We start from the raw sequence: 18926 nt of genomic DNA, 5'->3' as shown, positions 1-18926 counted from the left end.
ACTATTTGAATTTAGCAATACCTTGCTCCAGCACATCGATACTTACATCAATTAACTGGACGCGATCGGTGAGTTTTTCAATCATCAGGTTGTCGTTGGCTTGGTTAGCAATTAAGGCTTGTGAATTCTCGGCAATGGCACGTGTATTCCCCGCTTGATTTTGCACTACATGTGCAACCGATTGTGAACTACTTGCGGCAACATTAACCTGCTCTGTCATCTCTGTAATTTGCAGCTTCATCTGTGAGCTAATTGCTGATAACTGTTCGATAAGTGCGACACTACCTTGCATCGACTTGGTTGATGATGCGCTATTTTGCATCAAGCTTTCGAGTGTATTGGTTATTTTATCTGTAGTATTTTTACTTCGTGTTGCCAAATTTCTTACTTCATCAGCAACAACCGCAAAGCCACGGCCTTGCTCACCAGCTCGAGCAGCTTCAATTGCGGCGTTTAGCGCAAGTAAATTCGTTTGCTCAGCAATTGACGAAATCTCATTAAGTAATTCAGAGATATGCGAACATGCACTTACAAGTTGGCTAATGTTTTGGTCTGCTTCTTGAAGGTTATTGGCAAGTTCAGCTGTTTTACTGTCTGTATTCGCTACTTCATTTAGTGCTTCTGTTGCACTTAAATGGAGCTGCTCAAACTGTGTTTGCAGCTCATTACTTTCATGTTCAACATGAGCAAAGCCTTCAGAAACTCGTTCACCCGACTGCGCTATATCCGTCGATAACTGCTCACGCTTAACAGCTTGCTCATGTAATTCGTCATGTACTTCAAGTAATTGTTTAGACTGATTTTTTAAAACACTACTTTGACTTTGAACATCACCTATCACAGTGGATACAAAACCCAGTAAGCGGTTAAAACCCGCCACAGCTTCACTATGTCTATCATCCGCTCTTAAACTAATATTAATGCTGTTTTCGTCGGCCATTATCTGCTCTGTCGTTGTACTTAACGATAAGCCTGAACTGCGTTCAAGATGGAGGGTTTTAGCAATGTAACCCGCTACAATTGCTTCAACAATGGCATATACGGCATGAATAAGTACGGTGCTAAAATACAATCTGTCTGGGTCAAAAACGTATAAACCGACTTCGTTTATCTGTAAAAAGTAAAAGCTCAAATGGTGAACGGCCACAAAAGTAAGTGCTGTAATGAACACTCGCCATTCAACAAACATGATCAATACGGCCATTAAAATAAAAATTTCAAAGTGAACTTCAATGAGGCCGTAGCTTTGTTGGATGTGTAAAAACGAAAACATCATGCAACCGGCAGCAACAACATGGGCTGTTAATTTGCTCGTTGGGTATTTATGGAGCATCCAAAGCGGTAAAGACAGCAGTAATAAACCGGTTATCACACCCGTTATCAAAGTCGAATAGATGAAGCCTAAAACCAAAGACTCAATAAATAAGAGAAGGAACAAATAAGTAAAAAGGCGGCGCACGCTCGTCATAGATAAAGCCTTAATTATTAGATAATTTACAAAAACACAATTAATCGAGCCAATACGGTTTGATGCGAATCATGGTTCACTTTATTAATTGCAATAGTGCTCTAAATTGATCTGTCCCTGCTTTTTCTAGCCATTGAAATATCACACTTTCTGTACATGTAATAATAGCACCTGCTGCCAATAGTTGCTTAATCGCCAGCTCTTTATGTTTTTCATTACGTGATGCGATGGCATCTTCCACTACAAACACTTGATAACCATTGGCAATTAAGTCTAAACAAGTTTGCAGTACACAAACATGTGACTCCGTACCCGTTACCACCACTTGTTTACGGTTAAAGCCAGCCAATTGATTGTTAAATTGCGCTTCTTGGCATGCGCTAAAATGTATTTTGTGATAGCAATTGTTGTCATTTATAAAGGGTAAAAGCTGTTCACTACTTTTACCTAACTTGGTTGGATTTTGTTCGGTAAATAAATAGGGAATATCTAATGCCTTAGCTGCTTTAATCAACTTTTCTGTGTAATTAACAGCTTGATTAAAATCGTTTATAACCGGCTCAAGCCCTGCTTGTAGGTCAATAATCAATAACAAAGCATGATTTTTTTGACTTATAAATGAATGGCGCATCACTTTCTCTGATAAATAACAATTGAACTAGTTATAGCATAGGTTTTAATTTCAATACCAAGTAGACCTTATTACTAATTTAACTTTTCAGAACCGTTATTTACGGTCATAATTGTGCTATATTTTGTTAAAAATTATGCGTAAATAATAATTTAGGGTTAATCAGTCAGTGCCTAAACTTTTTCTTTTGATTCTCAGTCTGCTTTTCTTCACGCTAACTTCAACTGTGTTTGCGCAAAATTACGCTTTGCAAATGCAGCGAATTTCGACTGATGAAGGCCTTACACAAGGCAGTGTAACTAAAATTATACAAGATGATTTAGGCTTCATTTGGATAGGCACCTACCAAGGGTTAAATCGATACGATGGTTATCAGGTATCGCCTTTTGCTGGAGAGTTCATTCTTGATCAGCGGCAAATTACCGCAATGCACAAAACTGAAGACGGAAACATTTTTGTCAGTACCGAATTCTCAGGTGCTTTTTTTATTGATCCTAAAACCCTGAAAGTTGAAAAAATTTACTCTGGCAAACTCGATCCAGAAGATGTTTTCTTCTCGCCCATTTTAGCTGTTACTGAAGATGACAACTTTTTTTACTTCGCAATTGCTCAGCATGTTTATTCATACAACAAACTATCTAAAAAGTTTTTGCATGAATTTTCAATCAATAAGGAAGAGCATATCGTGCGAGCTCTCACCTTACACGACAACTTTTTATATATAGGCACTTCGGATGGGCTTTTTTCAAAAAATCTTGCTGATGAACATATCTCGCATATTCCACTGACAGATAAAACACATACCACAGAAGATAATAAAAACGTTAAATTTTTAAAGGTCGATACTGAGCTCGGCTTACTTGTAGGCACAGTAGAGGGAATGTTCAATATCCCACTAAAGGCCAATCGTTTGACGTTTGATAAGGTAAAACTATTAATCCCTAACTTAAATATTTGGGACTATTCTGTTAGCTCGTTCGGTGAGTATATCGTCACTGAAAAAGGCTTGTTCGAATTTAATCGCGAAACTATGTCTATTGAGTTTATCTTAAACTTTGAACAGAGTAAGTACTTAATGACTGACAATACAATCCAAGATGTGATGGTTGATAAAACTGGGCTGCTTTGGCTTGCATCGCGCTCTCAAGGGGTATTTACATGGTCAACACTGGCAAGGCGTTTCAAGCATATTGAATTAAAAAACAACCAAGCTAGCTTCAATAATAATATCTGGACGGTATTACAAGATCAAAAAAATACGATTTGGATTGGCACTGATAATGGCCTAATGAAGTACAACCAGCCAACTAAAAAGATTACACCATTCTTAGTGAGCAACGATGAGAAAGCATTTCACGGCCAACACGGTATTTATGGTATTGCTGAAGCAAATATTGACGATAGTGACCGCTATTTATGGCTAATGAAATATATTGGCCTTGTACTTTTTGATAAACAAACTGGCAAATTAGCGCCCTTAAAAGGCAATGCAGAAACCATACACCTTATAGAATACGGCCCTAACTGGGGCTTTAGTGCAATGGGCAATGATCAATTTGCATTTTTGGATGAACAAAACTTTTATAAATATAACGGAAAAACAGGTGAACTTGTCACAATTAAAGGGTTAAAAGAACAAGTCGACATAGTTAATGCTCATGGTTTTTTAAAGCCACTTCCCGATTACCCCGACGAGTATGTACTCAGTATGTCGGGCAAGTTGTATCGCTACAATGAGCAGACTGAAAAGTTGACACTTATATACCAAACAGAAAACTATAACCCATTAGCGTTCTATACTATTGATGACTGGGTGATAGATTATAATAACACTCTTTGGCTTGGTTCATCAGATGAAGGGCTTATCGGCATTGATTCTAAAACTTATGAGGTTAAACATCGCATTAATATGCAATCAGGGTTGAAAGCTAAATCTGTTTTTGGATTGCAAATAGATCGTTTTGGCTTTTTATGGCTGGGTACACAAAATGGCCTTTACCGACTTGATTTAAGCTCTTTAGAACTTGACAGTTATTTTATTCGTGATGGTTTAACCGTAAATGAATTTAACATTGATTCCGACACTACATTACATAATGGACAACTTGCATTTGGCACAACACGTGGCGTACTTTTACTTTCACCGGAGGACTTTTTATCATCCCCTGTTGAGGCTGGCAATATAAATACCGAAATCACCAATGTGTCGTTACTATCGCGTGAGCTCAACTATCACCCCTACAAATATGTAAACACGCCTCTTCAGATCACTTCTGAAGATATGGGCTTGGCTGTTACCTTTTCTAATTTTGATACTATTAATAAAGATAAAACATCGTATAAAGTGACCCTTGATGGACCAACGTCACTTGAATACAACAAGCTAACGACCAACGAAGTTTTCTTTACTAAATTGCCACCAGGTGATTATGTTTTATCGGTAACATCGTCAACAGAATTAAACGATGCAATATCTTCAACTAGACAACTAAGGTTTAATGTTGCACATGCACCTTGGTCATCTCCTATTGCCGTTACAAGCTATGTTATTATCGTCTTAGTTATTTTATTTTTCATCTTTTGGCAATATCGTGCTCGTCAACAAATGATAGGACGCGCTCACGCAGAAGTCGTAAAATCACAGCAGCAAACTGAACTTGCCTTGAGTAGCACCAAAAGTGGCGTTTGGGAAATAAACCTTGCAGAACAATTTTTAAGAACGACACGTTTTTCTGCTGAACTTGGTTATGATGAGTACAAAGATGGTATAAACCTTAAAGAATTTATAAAGTTAGTTCACCCACATGATCACAATTATGTTACTAACCAGTGGCAAATCTTTTGTAAACAAACTAATAATGAACAATGGAACATTACTTACCGGTTAAAACATAAAAATGGGGGTTGGCTTTGGTACGAAGATATTGGCCGCATTGTTGCAACTGATGAAACTAATCGTCCTCTAAAAATTACCGGTATCTATACCAATATTACTGAACAGCGCGCTAATGCACAGCAGGCGAGTGTGCTCGGAGAAGCGTTCGGACAAATAAATGACTGGTTATTAATTTTAGACAATCAACTTAAACCATTTTCTGCTAATGCCAGCTTTGGTGAAGCATTCGCTACGCCAAAAAATATTGCAGAGCTAACTAGCAGCGACTTTATTGCTGCAATTGGTCGAAGCAAATATATTGAATATATCAACGTATTAAAAACACTTAAACCAAAACAGAACTGGAAAACAGAAGCTGTTATTCGCACTCTAAAAAGCCCAGCACATCCCGTTCATATAAGTGTTACTGCCGTGGCCAAAGAAAACCACACAATTAGCTATTATGTGATTGTTATTTCTGACTTAACAGAGCAAAAACGCGCTGAAGACGATTTACGCTATTTAGCGAATTATGACCCACTCACAGGGCTGCCAAATCGAACTCTGATGCATTCAAAAATTAGTCAATGCATAAGTAACGCTAAAAAGCACAATAAACTCGCAGCATTGCTGTTTATAGATTTAGATAAATTCAAACCGGTTAATGACTCATTCGGTCATGCTGTAGGCGACCAATTACTGTGTGATATAACACAAAGAGTAAGCCTGATCTTACCCGAAAACGCGGTTATAGGCCGCCAAAGTGGTGATGAATTCTTAGTCCTTATTAAAGACTTACATTCGCCACAAACTCTCAGTGAGCTGGTTAAAAAGTTAACTGACGAGCTAGCAAGCAAAGTCATTATCGACGATTTTTCAATTAATATTTCTGCAAGTGTTGGTGTGGCTCTTTACCCATTTGATGCAAAAACTGCAGATGATTTAATTAAAAATTCTGATATAGCCATGATGCACGCAAAGCAATCTGGCCGGAACAATTTTAAATATTTCACGGAGCAAATGAATAACCAGCTAACCAAAAAGCTATTACTTGAAAATGCCTTAAAAGATGCCTTTAAAGATGATGAGTTATTTAATAATTATCAACCTATCGTTAATGCCAAAACTAAAAAAATAAACGGTGTAGAGCTTTTAATGCGCTGGAAAAACGAGCAAGGTTTTGTATCACCCGCCGAGTTTATCCCTATTGCCGAGGAGATTGGCTTAATTGATGCGCTGACTGAGCAAGCACTTGATAGAGCACTAACTGAGCTGATGCCTATGCTTCGTGCTAATCCACAGTTTTATTTGTCATTAAACCTGTCGCCAACGCATATTTTAAAATCGAACTTAACTGAGCGCTTACTACTGATTTTAAATAATCATATGGTTAAACCTGTTCAGCTGCGCCTTGAAATTACAGAAAACACGCTTTTAGAAGATAAAGAGAAAGCATCAAAGCAACTGCAAAAACTTAAAAATGCTGGTTTCAAACTATTACTTGATGACTTTGGTACAGGTTACTCGTCACTGACATACCTTAGCCAATTCCCGATTGATGTGATCAAAATTGATCAAAGCTTTGTGCGCAATATCGGCCAAGATAAGAGTAATGAATCAATTATTAAAACCATTCATGCGCTGTCATCAAATTTAGGTTTATATTGTATAGCTGAAGGGGTTGAGACCAGTGAGCAAATCAGCTTCTTAACCGAAATGGGCTGCGAAGATTTACAAGGTTATTATTTTGCCAAACCCATGTTGGCCGATGACCTAATAGCAGAAAGCACGATTCAGGCAGTTATTGATCGACTAAACGCGCTTTAAGCCATTTATTTAGGCATCGGTATAGCTCATCTTTGTTAATTGGTTTAGAGATAAAGTCATCCATGCCCGCCATAAGGCAACGTTTCTGATCATCTTCAAAGGCGTTCGCCGTAATAGCGATAATGATTGCTTCGCCATAAAGCGCAGGGTTTTGTTTGATTTCGTGTGTACATTGATAGCCATCCATGTGCGGCATTTGGCAGTCCATCAAAATAATGTCTGCTGTAAAGGTTTTAAGCTCTTTAAGGGCCTCTAAACCATCATTGGCCTTTTTAATAGTACACTGGGTGTCCTGCATCATCTTTTCCAGCACAATTTGATTTACGGGGTTATCTTCAACAATTAATACGTTAATGCCACTTAGAATTGGCTTGTCTATACTTTGCTCTGCCTTTTCCTCTGCACCACTTTCAGTCACAGGCACGACAATAGTGAATTCACTTCCCTCACCTTCATGACTCACTAAAGAGAGTTCTCCATCCATAAGCTCAATAATGCGCTTACTAATGGTTAGTCCTAACCCAGTACCTCCATATTTACGGGTGGTGGATATATCGGCTTGGGTAAATTCAGTAAATAATTTTACTTGTTGATCCGCTGAAATACCTATACCTGTATCGCGAATTTTTATTTCTAGTGCATTATTTGCCATTTGGCAGTGCATGTTTATTTCACCTAACTCAGTAAATTTGCCAGCGTTACTCAAGATATTGTTGACGACTTGGCTAAATCTGAGTGGATCTAAACGGATATAATCAGGGATATCATCCGCAATACTAAGGTTAAATTGAACCCCTGGCTTAACGCTGGTAGTGCTAAAGATTTTAGCTAACTGAGCAAGTAACGATTTAACCTCAACAGCGCGATTTTCAAGTTTAAGTGCACCAGCTTCAATTTTAGAGAAATCTAAAATATCGTTTAAAATCAACAATAAGTTATTTGCACTTTGGTGTATCATTGCCAGCTCATCGCGCTCACTTTCTGGCAGATTAGGATTTTCTAACAATAGTTGAGTCATCCCCAAAATACCATTTAGTGGGGTACGAATTTCGTGACTCATATTTGCTAAAAACTGAGATTTTGTGCGGTTAGCCTGATTCGCTAAACGCACAGCTTCGACTAATTCGTTTGTTTTATCATTAACCTGCTGCTCGAGCTGAGAATTAAAATCTGTCAATTTATTATTTAATAATTCGTTTTCATGGTTCGCTTGATGTAAGCGATTAAAATTAAGAACAAGCTTGTTTGCTAAACTCGAAAACTGAGACTGCAAACGACTTACCTCGAGCCAGGTTTCTGGTAAGTCAGTATCAGTGATTGCACGTTCAGGTTCAAATTTATCGATTTGTTCAGCCAGCTTTTCAATTGGAGCAATTAACCAGCGGCTTAACTGAGTGATAAACACACTAGTTAATAAAATAATGAACAAAACCATTACTAAAGACTGACCCCATGCACTCACAGCAACATTATTTGCGTGTTTGCGATTAAGCATGGTCATCACAATCCAATTATGTTCAGTAGAGCGAGCTTCCCTAGCGTAATACTGTTGCTCATCTTCCGCATCAAACATTTTAAAACGCGCTTCATCAGCAAACGAGTCTATCTCATCGTCAGTTAATTGTTGTAACTCTCTAAAATCATCCAGGGTGCTAAATACTACTTTATTGGTGGGATCTAAAATCAATAGCTCCCCCTGGTAACTAAATAGGCTTGGTCTGAGGCCTGCAAAATAATCAAACATCAGTGAGCCTTCAACAACCCCTGTAAAGGTGTCTTCAATATAAATCGGAGCTGATACTGCAACAATCGGTAAAGAGCCAAAGCCACGGCCTTTAAAAATTGTTGAGATATAACCAAGTTTATTATTCGGTGCATTTATAAAATAGTCACGATCAGCCACATTGGGGCGTATGTTTGATTGCTGCAAACTAATCGCTAACGATTGTGGGTAAAAATGAGTAACATTGGCCAGTGCATCAGCAATGATCTGCGTTCGAAAGTCAGGATACAAGTTAGCCATATTTTCAAGCGCAATCTGCCGAGGAACACCATTGGCAATACTTCGAGCCGTTAATACCAAGCCTTTTTTATGATGATCGAGGTGAGCATCAATCATCCGTGCAATTTCCTTCGCTTTCTCTTTTAACTGCTCATTTATCTCGTACTCAATACGTGAATAATGGTTATTGGTTAGTACTATTGAGGTTAAAATAACCACCAACACTACCAATAAGGTCACAACATAGTTAAGAATTTTGTATAAAGACGAATAGTGTTTGTGCCATGAATAGCGGCTAAAAAAGAAGCTCAATAAATCAATAACAGATAAGTAGATAGCCGCATTTAAACAGTATTTAGCAAGCGCAATGGCAATAGTTAAGATTGGTAAACCTAAAAAGAAATGCCCAAAGCTCCAAAGTAGCGGCAGACCAATCACAAACCAAAACAGCATGCCTCTTAAAAAAACTGGGCGCGATTTTGATAAGCAAAACAACTGCAAACATATCAGTTCTAAGGCAAATACAATGGAAGGCCACGCATGCCCCCAACGGTAAAAAATAAACCCTGTACTTAAAATGAAAGTGATTATTGCAAACCGCCAGCCAAGCAGCAGTAAGCTTAAGATCACAAAAAACTGGCCAAGAATAAATTCTGAGCTATCTAGAAACCAAATTGGCAGTAAATTAACAACTCCAGCAATACAACCAAGCAGTAGTGCAGCTAAAAAGTTAAAATATGAAGACTTATTTTGAAGCAAAAAAGGTATCCTAACTTCATAGTGATACCTTTAAATTAAAAGAAAATTAAACTTTTTGCCACTTTAATTAACATAATGGCACTCATGGCTTTCTATTTGCAGCACACTTTTTTTGATTTTAAAGCGTGAAAGTAATAGCTTTTCTACTTTTAAGCGACACGCTTCATCGTGCTTTTCAACGGTACAATGCTGTTTTAGCACGACATGAGCCCCAACAACGATGTCTTTATCTTGGCGCATTACAGTTACATTGTGTACATTCTGAACGTGCTCAATAGAGGCTATGCTTTGCTCAATATCAGCCACATCTGGTAATTTACTTCTGTTTTCAAGTAAACCTTGAATGCAACGAATAATTACTTTAGCCCCTGTAAACAACACAAAGGTCGCAATCAACATACTCGATATAATATCGACTTCAGCCCACCCAGTAAGATAAATTAAAATACCAGCAAAGAAGGTTGAAACAGTTGAAATTAAATCAAAAAATGAGTGCAAAAAGACGGCATATACATTGATACTAGCTTTACGTCCCTTATATAAAACCCATGCAGCAGCACCATGAAAAAGAAAACCGATAGCAGAAATTACCGACATCAAATAACTATTAATTTGTAAATCGTGACCATCGTTATGATGAAGGTAACGTTCACCACCCTCATACAAAATAATTAAGCTAATACTTAAATATAAAATACCATTGATCAAACCGCCGGTAAGTTCAGCCCGCTGGTAGCCATCGTTAAAGTTTTTCGCAAAATAAATCGCCATGCTTGAAGCGATAAGTGCAATAAATAAAGAACTGTTATGAACAAACAAATGCCCAGCATCAGCAAGTACAGCAAGCGAATTTGAATAATAGGCGCCAATAATCTGTATAACCATAAACGAACACGTTATAGCTAAAGCAATCAACAAGCGGCGTCTAGATGCTTGGTGTGTTGTAATATCTGTCATGAAGAAGTGAAATACCTATTAGCTGGAAATGCGGTAATGATATAAAGTCTCAATTGTAATACGCAGCGCTCTTAAACGCACTAAAAACTTAGTTAATAGTCTCTCTATGAAAGTTTTTTGCGCAATTTGTTAGTAAAAAGAAAGGAATTAGCAGTTAACAAGTAAACTAAAAACTCACTTGTAAGCTAAAAAACAGTAAGACGTTAACAACACATGTTGTTAACGTCTTTTAATCGAGGCTGATTTAAAGAGCGGTCAATTAAACTTTAAACTGACTTACTAAGTCTTTAAGGTGCTGGGCACGGGACAATAAACTTTGCGTACCGCGTTGTTGCTGTTCTGCATTATTATGGATTTGCATGGCACTGTCTGAAATATCATGTGCTGACTGATTAATATGTTCAACAACCGTACCTTGCTCTTCTGTGGCTGCAGCAACCTGATGATTACCTTGACTGATAATTTCAAACTTCTGCTGTATAGACTGAAGTGCAGACACCGCAACATGCGTAAGTTCAGTGACTTTTTGGCTACTTTGCGTGCCCTCAGCAATCGCTTCTTGTGATTGCAATGACGAGCTTTGTAAGCGCGAAATTTGCTCTCTAATTTCAGAAGTTGATGTTTGCGTGCGCTGCGCAAGTGAGCGCACTTCATCTGCTACCACCGCAAAACCACGGCCTTGCTCGCCAGCACGAGCGGCTTCAATTGCAGCATTGAGTGCCAATAAATTAGTTTGCTCAGAAATCGCATTGATCACTTCAACAACCGAGTTGATCTCTGCAGCTTGATTTGCAAATTCACCGATACTTTGATCAACCGTACTCAAAATATCATTTAGTTCATTCATAGTTTGTGCTGTGGCAGCCATACTCTGATTGGTTTGTACGGTTTCTCTTACCGCTTCTTCTGTGTCGCTTGCTGTGCGATGAGCAATATCAGACACCTCATTAATTGTTTGTCCCATCTGTGTAATAGCAGTGGCAACTTGGTCTGTTTGCGCGCGTTGATCTTCAGTGGCAACAAACGTTTTATTGGCAAAGTTCGCAAGGTCGTCAATACCCTCTCGCATTGCTTGCTCAGTGACACTGATTTCATCTACCAACTCGGCTACTTTACCTATAATTGCATTAAAGCCCTTAGCAAGATGCCCTAACTCATTATCAACACTGTCATCTAAGCGTTTTGTTAAGTCACCACCGTGGCCCGCCATACCAAGTAGCTCGTCACCAACACTGCGTATTTTCTTACTGAGCCAATTCGCAAAATAAAGCGTCAGCACTAAGAAGATGCCCGCAAGCACGACACTCACAATAATCGACATCCAAACGACAGTATTAATTGCACTTGATATCTCTTGGCGTGGCTGAATCGCCACAAGAGTAAGGCCAGTACCTTCAATCGGCATAACACCAGCGTAAACATCTTCGTCTGCGAGCTCGACTTGCGATAGTGTAAAGCCAGTGTGTTTACTACTCAGAAAATCTTGTAATGTGCTTAATGAAGCCACACTGGTAACTTGTTTACCAATATAAGCATCATTTGCGTGTGCAATAATTCGCTTGCTATCATCAATTAAAAATAAATAACCTTGCTCGCCAATTTTACGCGACGTAACAATGCTAGAAATATCTGAAATATCATAACCAAGCCCTGCAACACCTAGGCGTTGCCCAGCTATTTCAACTAAAGTATTCACGTATAAAGTGAGGTGTCCGCCCTGCTCACTAACATCTAATGCGAGCGCTTGGCGTTTATCTGAACTGATAAAGTCAAAAAACCAACTGTCTCTTGGTTCATTTTTAGAGATAGACTTAAAAAAGCCTTCTTGCGTGTAATAACTCATTGAGTTTTTACTCACCCAAAACACCGATGAGGCACCGCTTTTTCTTTGTAAGTCTGCAAAATACGCCATTACACGTTGATGAATAGGCGAGCTTTTTTCGCCTTCGGTCATCCAAGTATGCAAAATTTGATTTTCGGCTAACGACTGTGACACAGAGATGGGGTAACGCATTTGAGCATCAACTTCCGCAGCCACTTTACCCACAGCGTCAGGCAATAATTGCTTTTCTGTTTGTTGGTAATAAAGCCGAGAAAATTGGCTGGTATTGATTAAAGCGCTAACCACAGTGACAACAAACAATGCAATTAACACAAAACTAATAAAAATAGTACGCAGCGATAAGTTTCGCATTCAGCAGCCTCATACTTAATGGGGGGTTTAGTTTCAGATCATCCTTGCGTCCTATTTGAAATTTTAGTTAACAAATTCGTGTTAAGCAATTGCTAGTTAAGCTTTTATTATTGTTTTTTGGTAAATAGTTATCAAACTCAAATATTATCGGAACAAACACCAATTTGTACCGATTTAATAATTAAAGTAATACCTGACAGGCATCAACTAGATCAAAGTAGCACTAACTATGATTCAGCTATTATTGCCATTTTTTGCTTGTACACTTTTGGCGACATACCATACCAGCGATTAAAGGCATGATGAAATGCACTAATCTCTGAATAGCCACATAAAAAGGCAATTTCTGTTACTGACAGATCAGTTTCGTTTAATAATGAAACACTTTTTTGCTGCCTTAAACTTGCTAGTTCTTTACTAAAACTTGTGCCCTCTTTTGCAAGTCGGCGTTGCAACGTTTTTTCACTCATATTAAGTGCTTTTGCCATTGCTTTACTGTTGGTTTGCCCTTGAATTAAATGCTCCTCGAGTAAAATTCTCAGCACCTGCGTTACATTGGTTTGCGTCACCAGTTTCATCTGACCTGATAACACAGGTTTACTATCGGTTTCTTCACTAAAAAATAGGCTATGGGTATGCGAGCCGTATTCAACTTTGCAGTTAAAGTGCTCATTAATTTCACTGTGTGGCGCTTTACGCTTTAGGCAAATTCGCGTTGGGTGCCACTCTTTTCCCTTTACAGTACGCGCTATTTTTAAACAAAACGCCATCGGTGCTTCGTAGCTTAGCAGCGACATATCGCGCTCACCATCACTAAAGTTAAAGCGAAGTTCATACTCACTTCCATGATCAATGAGTGACACATTATGTGTGTCGCCCATTAATTTTTGATAACGCAATATAAGCCGAAAAGCACTCAGTAACTGTGTTGCTTGAACAATAGCCATACCAACCACCGGAATAGCGCGCACATTCATGTTACTGCCAACATAAAGACCTAAATGAGTGTTTGGTAACATCGCTTGCGCCTGCTTCCAAAGCGAACTAACACTGGCTTGTGGGTATCGGGCTGTTTGACTGCTTAATTCTGCTAAAGGAATATTTGCTCCTGCAAACAACTCATTGATTGGTAAGCCCTGCCATTTAAACGATTCAGCCATAGCGCGTAGCCACCAACTTGATAAGGTTCTCATTCGCGTCCCAAATAAACAATTTAATGACCTATATTATCAAGTAAACAAAATAATAAAAGCCTATTGTTAACATGTTATTATCAACGGAGACAGCAATATGGGCACCGTAGCAAGTAAACGCGAGTTCGCGAGTTTTAAAGAGTTTTACCCTTATTACTTACAAGAACACAAAAATAAAGTCTGTCGGCGCTTACATTTCATTGGCAGTTGGTTTGTTTTGGCAATTTTGTTTGCCGCTATTTATCAGCAGCAATATAGCTGGATAATTTTATGCCCGGTGGTGGGCTATGGCTTTGCTTGGGTTGGTCATTTCTTCTTTGAGAAAAATCGTCCAGCAACGTTTACGCACCCTTTTTATAGCTTTATTGGTGATTGGGTAATGTTTAAAGACATTATTGTTCGCAAAGTACCATTTTAGAAAAAACCATGACTATAAAACACACAGTATCAGAGCAAGAATGGAAAGCTCGTGTTGAGCTAGCTGCCGCGTATCGCCTAGTTGCTTTATATGGCTGGGATGATTTAATTTTTACCCATATTTCAATGCGTGTTCCCGGCACAGACAACGAATTTTTGATAAATCCATATGGCATGATGTTTCACGAAATTACGGCATCAAGTCTCATCAAGGTAGATCAGCAATGTAATAAGCTGCATGACAGTGAATACCCTGTTAATCCTGCGGGGTTTAATATCCATAGCTGTATTCATATGGCGCGTGATGATGCGCATTGCGTTATTCACACCCACTCACTCAATGGCACGGCGGTGTCTGCAAACAAAGACGGCTTATTGCCTATCTCTCAGCAAGCTGTTGTTGTGCACTCAGGTTTGGGTTATCACGACTACGAAGGCATAGCCCTTAACCCTGCTGAGCAAGACCGTTTAGTGAATGACCTAGGCACGAATAACTTTCTAATGCTACGTAATCATGGCCTATTAACAGTAGGTAAAACGGTCGCTGATGCATTTTTGTTTATGTATGTTTTTGAAGCTGCATGCGCTGTACAAACTCGTACTTCACAAAATACCGAGCAACTAGTACAAGTACCTAGCGCGATTATTGATGGTATCAAAGGGCAAACAGAAATTGCCACTAAGGGACTGGGTGGAGCAATTGCTTGGCCTGCCTTGTTACGCTTATTAAATAGCAAAAGCCCCGGTTACGATGAGTAAGGAAACACCCTACACATTAATAGCATGGCTATAATAGGGCTGCTTTTGCCAAAATCATGCTTATATGACAAAAAACAAATGAACTTTTAAGTGGAGGCTGGTTTACATAATGACACCCTCGCTACTTTAATTGCTAGCACAATAATCAATAATGCTGCCATGGCAATTCTGGAGCGGTTTATCAATGTTTGTAATTTATTTAGCGCTCAGCATACAAAAACAGCCTTACTAACATCTGTACAAAAGCCAAAAGTGACCACTACAATAGTTAAAAAAATAATGATACTAAAAAAAGCTAACCAAACTTAATTACAAAGTTCATCAACCATCTTCATTATTATTTTTTTAATTACTTTTCAAAATCATACCTAAATCATTAGTTGTAATTTTATCTTTGTGGTTAGTCTTGTTTATTAAGATTTTTTCGTCCACTATCAATTTATGGCTTGTTATATAGGGACATATTATGGCCGAATTTAATACAACTAAATTACCTGTGCATATTGCTGAGTTAAAGTTTGCACTCGATAACGTACCCGCATACGTTTATATAAAAAATGAACTCGGACATTACGTTTATGCAAATAAACTGACTCTAGACTTATTTGCATGTTCTGCTCAAGAATTACAATATAAAACCGATACCGACTTTTTCCCTCGCCCAGATGCCAAAAAACTCGCAAAAATAGATAAACGAGTACTCAGCGGAGAGCGAACACGAGAAGAAGTTGAGTTGACTTTTCCAGGTGGGCACACGTTTATTTTTTGGGAAGTAAAAACCCCTATTTTTTGTGACTCAGAGCCAAACAAAGTAATTGGCATTTTAGGCATTGCAACTGACATTACTGAACGAAAATACCATGAACAACAACTCCTCTATGCTGCCTCTACCGATCCCTTAACTGAACTTTTAAATCGCCGCTATTTTTATATTCGCTTATCACTTGCGTTAGAAATGAGTAAGCGCGACCAAAGTTATGGTGCTGTGATATTTATTGACCTCAATAAATTCAAAAAATTAAACGACCAATATGGCCACAATACAGGCGACGCTTATCTTGTTGAAATTGCCAATAGAATGAAAGCCGCTGTGCGCGAGAAAGACTGTTTAGCCCGCATTGGTGGCGACGAATTTATAGTCTTACTTGAAGGCCTAGGTCGTGATGAGCAAACAGCCAAACACAACGCCCATCGCGTTGCTGATAAACTACAAACCGCTATCGAAATTAAATTTATTCATCAAGATATTAACTACAAAGGCTCTGCCAGTGTTGGCGTCACCATGTTTTTAGGCACACAAGAAACAGCCGATGAAATTGTGGCGCAAGCTGATCAGCATATGTATATGATAAAACATACACTTACCGATTAAACGAGCCGTAGGTTTGTACTCAACAAAATGAGGCAACTCTAAAACCAGTACCGATTACAAATCATTAGCCTGCTTTGCTTTGTGGTGGTAATCTGAGTGGCAAAATAATATTAACTGTATTAAGGAAAGTACATGGATCCCATTTCTAGCATTTTAGACCTTTTGTTAAATGTAGAAGTCTTTCTTCTAATTTTTGTTTTAGTGCTACTAAAAAGTAGCGTTAAATTTGTGCCGCAAAATCGTGCCTGGTTAATCGAACGTTTCGGTAAATACCATTCAACCAAAGAAGCGGGCTTAAACTTTATTGTGCCATTTATCGACCGTATTGCCGCTGATCGCAGTTTAAAAGAACAAGCGCAAGATGTGCCTTCTCAGTCTGCTATCACGAAAGATAATATCTCGCTTATCGTCGACGGTGTGCTGTATTTCCGCGTGCTTGACCCGTATAAAGCCACATATGGTGTTGATGACTATGTGTTTGCGGTTACTCAGCTATCGCAAACGACGATGCGTTCTGAACTTGGTAAAATGGAACTCGATAAAACCTTTGAAGAGCGCGACATGTTAAACACCAACATAGTTACCGCGATTAACCAAGCTTCTGAGCCTTGGGGAATTCAGGTTTTACGTTACGAAATTAAAGACATTGTGCCACCAAACTCTGTAATGGAAGCCATGGAAGCACAAATGAAAGCAGAGCGTGTAAAACGTGCGCAGATTTTAGAGTCTGAAGGTGATCGTCAATCTGCTATCAACGTGGCAGAAGGTAAAAAGCAAGCCCAAGTCCTTGCTGCCGAAGCTGAAAAAGCAGAGCAAATTTTACGCGCCGAAGGTGAAGCAAAAGCGATTATCGCAGTTGCTGAAGCGCAAGCAGATGCACTGCGTAAAGTAGGTGAAGCAGCGGATACAGAGCAAGGTCAAAAAGCAATTCAACTCGACTTAGCAACTAAAGCTATTGCTGCTAAAGAAGCGATTGCTCGTGAGTCATCTGTGGTATTACTTCCTGAAAGTGGTACTGATGCAAGCTCATTGGTTGCTCAAGGGATGTCTATTATTAACTCTTTGAATAAAAAGCAACAAAGTTAGGTGAGCTGATGGCATTTTTAGATACTCATTTAGCCGAAGCATTAATGATTATAGGTGTTATCGCGCTAATTGTTGAAGTTGCTGTACTGGGTATGAGTACCTATGTACTACTGTTTTTAGGCTTATCTTTATTTGCCAGTGGCTTATTAATGAATATAGGCTTACTTGATACGAGTTACACCACCGCGCTTTGGAGCAATATAGTGTTTACTCTAGGCTTTGCTGTAGTGCTTTGGAAACCACTCAAACGCATGCAAGATAAAACCGATACTAAGCCAATACATAGCGATTTTGCTGAGCTTACCTTTATCGTGAACGCTGATGTTGATGATAAAGGGTTAACTACGCATCAGTATTCGGGTATTACATGGCAATTAAAAAGTCAGTCTCCCATTGCTGCGGGTAGTACTGTAAAAGTGACCGACAAACAAGTTGGCGTACTTTGGGTAGAAGCGGTATAACTTAGTTAGAGTCAAAACTCTATTTAGTTTTGTAACCGTGTTTGCTATGGTTAGAAGCACTCACGGTTACAAGCAAGGTTGCGAAAATGAACAATAACAAGGCACTGGTTGTAGAAGGTGGCGCAATGCGTGGTATTTTTGCCACTGGCGTATTGGATGCCTTTATTGAAGCCAATTACCAACCTTTTAATCAATGCTATGGTGTTTCTGCCGGAGCCACAAACATTGCCGCCTATTTGTGCGCCCAATACAAACGTAACCATGCGGTGATTACCGATTACTCTTGCCGACCTGAATTTATTGATTTTGTTCGTTTTATTAAAGGTGGCCACCTGTTTGATTTAGACTGGCTGTGGCAAGAAACCATCCGTGATATTCGCCTTGATCTCGACACCTTCAAAAAGCAAGCCAGTGAGTTTTACATTGTTACAACCAATATACAAACTGGACAAGCAGAGTACTTAAAAGCTAGTGCAGCTCATCTTGAAGAGCAATTAAAAGCCTCATGTGCTCTCCCTATTGCTTATCGAGAATTTCCCATTATCGACAATTTACAACTCACTGATGGCGGCGTCGCTGATTCTATTCCAATTCGCAAAGCATACGAGATGGGTAATAAAGAAATCACCGTTATTTTATCTCAACCTCTTGGCTATAAGAAAAAGCCAGCTAAAGCGCCTTGGCTTGTAAAGCGTCTTTATAAGAGAACCCCAGCATTAGCTGAAGCAACCCTCAGACGCGCAGAAAATTACAATCAAAGTATTGATTTTATTACCAACCCGCCAAGCGATTGTAAAATTAATATTATTGCACCGCCACCTAACTTTGCTGTTGGTCGAACAACAAAATCATTTGAAAAACTCAGTGCGGGTTATGAAATGGGCTTAAATGCGGGTGCACATTTTTTAACTCAAGTTGCCTAATA

13 protein-coding genes are annotated in these 18926 nt (G+C 38.9%); 7 read left to right on the top strand and 6 right to left on the bottom strand.

Translation table 11 applies throughout. The features are described 5' to 3' along the window. Position 1: 1 nt before the first annotated feature. Positions 2–1468, bottom strand: coding sequence for a methyl-accepting chemotaxis protein (locus HCZ11_RS02040; protein WP_167657496.1), 1467 nt, complete (start codon positions 1466–1468; stop codon positions 2–4). Between the two features lie 76 nt (positions 1469–1544). Further along, positions 1545–2099: an isochorismatase family protein gene (locus HCZ11_RS02035; protein WP_175580343.1), complete on the bottom strand. Its 555-nt coding sequence runs from the start codon at positions 2097–2099 to the stop codon at positions 1545–1547. A gap of 253 nt (positions 2100–2352) precedes the next feature. Here HCZ11_RS02035 and HCZ11_RS02030 point away from each other — a divergent pair, with 253 nt between their 5' ends. Continuing rightward, on the top strand, positions 2353–6801 hold the full coding sequence (locus HCZ11_RS02030; RefSeq protein WP_167657494.1) for an EAL domain-containing protein: 4449 nt from the start codon (positions 2353–2355) through the stop codon (positions 6799–6801). Here HCZ11_RS02030 and HCZ11_RS02025 read toward each other — a convergent pair. The 4 genes from HCZ11_RS02025 to HCZ11_RS02010 all read right to left on the bottom strand — a co-directional run bounded on the left by HCZ11_RS02025 (position 6776) and on the right by HCZ11_RS02010 (position 13906). After that, on the bottom strand, positions 6776–9562 hold the full coding sequence (locus HCZ11_RS02025) for a response regulator (RefSeq protein WP_175580342.1): 2787 nt from the start codon (positions 9560–9562) through the stop codon (positions 6776–6778). The two genes, HCZ11_RS02030 and HCZ11_RS02025, sit on opposite strands and share 26 nt — an antisense overlap. 63 nt (positions 9563–9625) lie before the next feature. Further along, positions 9626–10519 carry a cation diffusion facilitator family transporter gene (locus HCZ11_RS02020; RefSeq protein ID WP_130052747.1) on the bottom strand — a complete coding sequence of 298 codons (894 nt, stop codon included), beginning with the start codon at positions 10517–10519 and terminating at the stop codon, positions 9626–9628. A gap of 259 nt (positions 10520–10778) precedes the next feature. After that, positions 10779–12713 (bottom strand): methyl-accepting chemotaxis protein, encoded by a 1935-nt coding sequence (locus HCZ11_RS02015; RefSeq protein WP_130052748.1) that lies wholly within the window; start codon positions 12711–12713, stop codon positions 10779–10781. A gap of 227 nt (positions 12714–12940) precedes the next feature. Continuing rightward, the gene (locus tag HCZ11_RS02010; protein ID WP_167657493.1) at positions 12941–13906 is read right to left on the bottom strand and encodes an AraC family transcriptional regulator; all 966 of its coding nucleotides are present in this window, start codon (positions 13904–13906) and stop codon (positions 12941–12943) included. Positions 13907–14003: 97 nt separating this feature from the next. On the opposite strand from HCZ11_RS02010, the gene HCZ11_RS02005 reads away from it, so the two are divergent. From HCZ11_RS02005 to HCZ11_RS01980, 6 genes are all read left to right on the top strand, one after another. Beyond that, entirely contained in the window at positions 14004–14324 is a 321-nt protein-coding gene (locus HCZ11_RS02005; protein ID WP_130052750.1) for a DUF962 domain-containing protein, read from the top strand. An 8-nt stretch (positions 14325–14332) separates the two neighbouring features. Further along, complete coding sequence (locus HCZ11_RS02000; protein ID WP_130052751.1) at positions 14333–15082, top strand: class II aldolase/adducin family protein; 750 nt, start codon at positions 14333–14335, stop codon at positions 15080–15082. Between the two features lie 466 nt (positions 15083–15548). Then, a complete protein-coding gene (locus tag HCZ11_RS01995) occupies positions 15549–16454 on the top strand; it encodes a GGDEF domain-containing protein (protein WP_167657492.1) in 906 nt (301 codons plus the stop codon). A gap of 132 nt (positions 16455–16586) precedes the next feature. After that, the gene (locus tag HCZ11_RS01990; protein WP_130052753.1) at positions 16587–17540 is read left to right on the top strand and encodes a slipin family protein; all 954 of its coding nucleotides are present in this window, start codon (positions 16587–16589) and stop codon (positions 17538–17540) included. 8 nt (positions 17541–17548) lie between these two features. After that, positions 17549–18001 carry an NfeD family protein gene (locus tag HCZ11_RS01985; RefSeq protein WP_130052754.1) on the top strand — a complete coding sequence of 151 codons (453 nt, stop codon included), beginning with the start codon at positions 17549–17551 and terminating at the stop codon, positions 17999–18001. Between the two features lie 86 nt (positions 18002–18087). Further along, a complete protein-coding gene (locus tag HCZ11_RS01980) occupies positions 18088–18924 on the top strand; it encodes a patatin family protein (RefSeq protein ID WP_167657491.1) in 837 nt (278 codons plus the stop codon). Positions 18925–18926 lie beyond the last annotated feature (2 nt).

The organism is Pseudoalteromonas sp. HF66, from assembly GCF_011806445.1.
GTDB classification, from domain to species: Bacteria; Pseudomonadota; Gammaproteobacteria; order Enterobacterales; family Alteromonadaceae; genus Pseudoalteromonas; species Pseudoalteromonas apostichopi.
This window is presented reverse-complemented; position numbering and strand designations above follow the sequence as displayed.

Excerpts from the sequence above, each read along its gene's own strand:
- HCZ11_RS01980 (WP_167657491.1), top strand. The coding sequence starts at position 18,088 with ATGAACAATAACAAGGCACTGGTTGTAGAAGGTGGCGCAATGCGTGGT.
- HCZ11_RS02015 (WP_130052748.1), bottom strand. The coding sequence starts at position 12,713 with ATGCGAAACTTATCGCTGCGTACTATTTTTATTAGTTTTGTGTTAATT.
- HCZ11_RS02035 (WP_175580343.1), bottom strand. The coding sequence starts at position 2,099 with ATGCGCCATTCATTTATAAGTCAAAAAAATCATGCTTTGTTATTGATT.
- HCZ11_RS02020 (WP_130052747.1), bottom strand. The coding sequence starts at position 10,519 with ATGACAGATATTACAACACACCAAGCATCTAGACGCCGCTTGTTGATT.
- HCZ11_RS02005 (WP_130052750.1), top strand. The coding sequence starts at position 14,004 with ATGGGCACCGTAGCAAGTAAACGCGAGTTCGCGAGTTTTAAAGAGTTT.
- HCZ11_RS02000 (WP_130052751.1), top strand. The coding sequence starts at position 14,333 with ATGACTATAAAACACACAGTATCAGAGCAAGAATGGAAAGCTCGTGTT.
- HCZ11_RS02040 (WP_167657496.1), bottom strand. The coding sequence starts at position 1,468 with ATGACGAGCGTGCGCCGCCTTTTTACTTATTTGTTCCTTCTCTTATTT.
- HCZ11_RS01995 (WP_167657492.1), top strand. The coding sequence starts at position 15,549 with ATGGCCGAATTTAATACAACTAAATTACCTGTGCATATTGCTGAGTTA.
- HCZ11_RS01985 (WP_130052754.1), top strand. The coding sequence starts at position 17,549 with ATGGCATTTTTAGATACTCATTTAGCCGAAGCATTAATGATTATAGGT.
- HCZ11_RS01990 (WP_130052753.1), top strand. The coding sequence starts at position 16,587 with ATGGATCCCATTTCTAGCATTTTAGACCTTTTGTTAAATGTAGAAGTC.
- HCZ11_RS02030 (WP_167657494.1), top strand. The coding sequence starts at position 2,353 with ATGCAGCGAATTTCGACTGATGAAGGCCTTACACAAGGCAGTGTAACT.
- HCZ11_RS02010 (WP_167657493.1), bottom strand. The coding sequence starts at position 13,906 with ATGAGAACCTTATCAAGTTGGTGGCTACGCGCTATGGCTGAATCGTTT.